A 450-nucleotide genomic window follows, 5' to 3' on the forward strand; every position below is an offset into this window, starting at 1 on the left:
CCGGTAACCGACCTCGACTTATGCCAGAGTGGCTCATGGTCCGACGACTTGGGCAGGGTGAACGTTGTCATGAACCTCGAAACCAACGCACACATCGATGCCGCCACCGAAGCGGCCTTGCGCCTGTTCACCGAGCGGATCGAGGGCAAGTACAACGTGGCGGGGCTGATTCTCTTCGGCAGCCGCGCTCGTGGTGATCACGCTCGGCACAGCGACGCCGATGTCGCCGTGTTGCTCCGCGGAAGGCACAAGCGTCTGCTGCCGACCAAGCTGGCCATGGCCGATGACGCCTTCGATGTCTTGCTTGAAATCGGAATTCGCATCCAACCCCTTCCCATCTGGGCAGCAGTTCCAAATTTAAAAGCATGATGTTATGAAGGACTCTTCACAAGTTACTGGAGAGTCCGATGGTCCTGAGGCCCAAGCCCGAGCCCAAGCCGGAGTCCAAGC

The 450-nt window shown here is 59.1% G+C and carries 1 protein-coding gene; it reads left to right on the top strand.

Annotated features, from left to right (window positions below; translation table 11 throughout):
* The coding region (locus CKO41_RS18450; protein WP_242464430.1) for a nucleotidyltransferase domain-containing protein at positions 1 to 369 on the top strand (369 nt) is incomplete at its 5' end.
* Positions 370 to 450 lie beyond the last annotated feature (81 nt).

Origin of the sequence: Thiococcus pfennigii (assembly GCF_016583835.1) — a bacterium.
Lineage (GTDB): Bacteria > Pseudomonadota > Gammaproteobacteria > Chromatiales > Chromatiaceae > Thiococcus > Thiococcus pfennigii.